Annotated in this window: 6 protein-coding genes; 1 reads left to right on the top strand and 5 read right to left on the bottom strand. The window is 73.3% G+C overall.

What is annotated here, in order from left to right; all coding sequences use genetic code 11:
• A partial coding sequence (locus tag ESO86_RS19190) for a hypothetical protein (RefSeq protein ID WP_207207179.1) occupies positions 1-225 on the top strand: 225 nt, incomplete at its 5' end.
• Positions 226-341: 116 nt separating this feature from the next.
• On the opposite strand, the gene ESO86_RS15620 is transcribed toward ESO86_RS19190, so the two are convergent.
• The 5 genes from ESO86_RS15620 to ESO86_RS15610 form a co-directional block, all read right to left on the bottom strand.
• Complete coding sequence (locus tag ESO86_RS15620; RefSeq protein ID WP_165308020.1) at positions 342-791, bottom strand: pilus assembly protein TadG-related protein; 450 nt, start codon at positions 789-791, stop codon at positions 342-344.
• Entirely contained in the window at positions 788-1,255 is a 468-nt protein-coding gene (locus tag ESO86_RS19185) for a TadE family protein (protein ID WP_165308018.1), read from the bottom strand. The genes ESO86_RS15620 and ESO86_RS19185 overlap by 4 nt, the downstream gene beginning before the upstream one ends.
• The gene (locus tag ESO86_RS15615; protein WP_277985242.1) at positions 1,230-1,616 is read right to left on the bottom strand and encodes a TadE/TadG family type IV pilus assembly protein; all 387 of its coding nucleotides are present in this window, start codon (positions 1,614-1,616) and stop codon (positions 1,230-1,232) included. The genes ESO86_RS19185 and ESO86_RS15615 overlap by 26 nt, the downstream gene beginning before the upstream one ends.
• Positions 1,613-1,780 carry a hypothetical protein gene (locus tag ESO86_RS19965; RefSeq protein ID WP_340638868.1) on the bottom strand — a complete coding sequence of 56 codons (168 nt, stop codon included), beginning with the start codon at positions 1,778-1,780 and terminating at the stop codon, positions 1,613-1,615. The genes ESO86_RS15615 and ESO86_RS19965 overlap by 4 nt, the downstream gene beginning before the upstream one ends.
• A 39-nt stretch (positions 1,781-1,819) precedes the next feature.
• Positions 1,820-2,318, bottom strand: a 499-nt coding sequence (locus ESO86_RS15610; RefSeq protein WP_165308016.1) for a type II secretion system F family protein, incomplete at its 5' end; no start/stop codon positions are given.

The raw sequence follows: 2,318 nt of genomic DNA, 5'->3' as shown, positions 1-2,318 counted from the left end.
CTGGCGGCGGCCGCGACCGCGGCACCGAGCGCCGACCTCGACACGCTCGTCTCGAACGTGGCGGGCGCCGGTGCCGACGAGGACGCGACCGCGCTTCGGTCCTGGCTCGCGGCCCAGCCCGTGCCTGCACCCCCGGCGCAGCCGGTCGGCTCGATGTCGGCGACCGCGCTGCTGAAGCGGTGGGAGATGATCCGACGGCTCCGATTCACGGCCGAACCGGCCTGAGCACGGCGCACCCCGAGCCCCCGGACCCGAGATCCGAGATCCGAGATCCGAGATCCGATCGTGCGGTCCTCGATGCGGGATGCGACGACGGGATCGTCGGTCGGCCCCGTACGGGATCAGTGGAACACCGACCGCGCGTCGGCCGTCACCTCTATCGGCACGGTGACGGGCATGAGGTCGGTCGAGATCGGCGCATGCCACATCGCCCGGAGGGTCACGCTCGCACTGCGGCCATCGCCCGAGTCGGCCCGCACGACCTCGAGTGCGCGCAGCGAGTGCTCGGCATCGCCCAGGTAGTCGGCCGCTGCGGCGGCGACGGATGCCTCGTCGAGGCCGAACACGAGCGCGTCGCCCTCCACGCGGACCTCGTCGAGCCGCCACGACTCGGCGGCGGCGAGCGCGGCACCGTCGGCGAGGGTGAACAACCGCTTCCGTTCGAGGTAGAGCGACGTCGCGGAGGTCACGACGAGCACCAGTGCGAGTGCCAGTGCGCCGAAGAGGATCGTGAGCAGCAGGGTCGAGCCGGACTCGTCGCCGCGCAACGCGACCGGCACCCGCCGGTTCACGGCGCACCCGCGAACCGCGACACCGTCTGCGTCGCCCGCGCCTCGAGCCGCACCGTGCCGATGCCCCTCGAGGCGAGCACCTGCGGCACGAGCGGAAGCGCGACCGCCGCCCCCACTGCGACGGACACCCGCGTGCCCGACGCCGTGCACGGCCCGCTGCACTCGACCATGACGGATGCCGCGCCGGCATCGACCCCGTAGTCCGCGAGGACCACGCGCACGGTTCGATCGACGGATGCCGAGGGCTCACCGGCATCCGTCCTGAGCACGGCGACCCTCGCCGCCTGCCGCGCCGCGCCCTCCACGCCGAGTGCTGCCGCCTGGATGGACGCCATCGCGAGCACGAGGTAGACGAGCGGTACGAGCAGGATCATGCCGACCGTGAGGAACTCGAGGGACGCGGAACCCGCCTCGGCGGCGAGGTCGAGGCGCCGGGGGTCAGTCGAGCACCTCGACCGCGGCATGACCGGTCACCTCCAGTCCGCGCTCGGGGCCGAGCAGGCCGATGACCGGTAGCGACGTCCGAACGGTCACGGCGATCGCCGGCACTCCGCCGACGGTGGTCGTCGCGGCCGACACATCCGCTGCGTACTCGGCGGCGATCGCCGCGTCGATGAGCAGGCGCGTTCGCTCGATGCCCGCCGCGGGCGAGGAACCGGCGAGCGCCGCGTAGCGGGCGCCCTCGGCGGCAGCGTCGAGCACCGTGTTGCGCACGTGGAGGGCGAGGGCGAGCTGCACGACCGCGAGGAGGAGCGCCGTGAGCAGCACGCCCACGAGCGCGAACTCCGCGACCGCGGACCCCCGGTCGTCGGCGAGCCGCCTCAGAAGCCGACGACGCGATCGATGGCCTGGTCGAACACCCCGGACAGTGCCGGACCGGCGAGGCCCCAGAGCACGATCACCAGCCCGGCCGTCATCAGGGTGATGAGCACCCATCCGGGCACGTCGCCCCGGTCGTCGGCGAGGCGTCGGGCGATCCAGCGGTGCATGCGAGGTCCTTTCATCGGGTGGCGGGGTGCGACGGCGCATCAGAATCCCGCCTGGAGCACGACGTAGCCGGGGAACAGGGCGAAGGCGACGGTGACGGGGAGGATGAGGAAGATGAGCGGCACCAGCATCACGATCTCCTTGCGGCCCGCGAGTTCGATGATGGTGCGCTTGGCCTGAGCTCGGGCGTCGCCTGCCTGAGCCCTCAGGACGCCGGCGAGCGGGGTGCCGCGGTCGAGCGCGCCGAGCACCTGGTCGACTGCTCGCGACAGCTCCGGATGATCGAGCCCGTCGCGTACGTCGGCGAGCGCCGTGCCGATCGGGACGCCCGTGCCGACCGCCGCGACCACGCCGGAGAACTCCCGGGCGAGCTCACCGGAGCCCGTCCGCGCCACGCGGCGGAGCGCGTCGAGCATGCCCTCGCCCGCCGTGAGGCTGAGTGTGAGGAACTCGAGCACCATGGGCAGCTCGCTCGTGATGCGCGCGAGGCGGCGCCGCGCGGCGCGCTGCAGCATCCAGTCGGCCGCGACCGCGCCGGCC

The organism is Agromyces binzhouensis, assembly GCF_004135055.1.
Taxonomy (GTDB): Bacteria; Actinomycetota; Actinomycetes; order Actinomycetales; family Microbacteriaceae; genus Agromyces; species Agromyces binzhouensis.
This window is presented reverse-complemented; position numbering and strand designations above follow the sequence as displayed.

Coding starts and splice junctions, on each gene's coding strand:
- ESO86_RS19185 (WP_165308018.1), bottom strand. CDS start 1,255: ATGCCGCGGTCGAGGTGCTCGACTGACCCCCGGCGCCTCGACCTCGCC.
- ESO86_RS19965 (WP_340638868.1), bottom strand. CDS start 1,780: ATGCACCGCTGGATCGCCCGACGCCTCGCCGACGACCGGGGCGACGTG.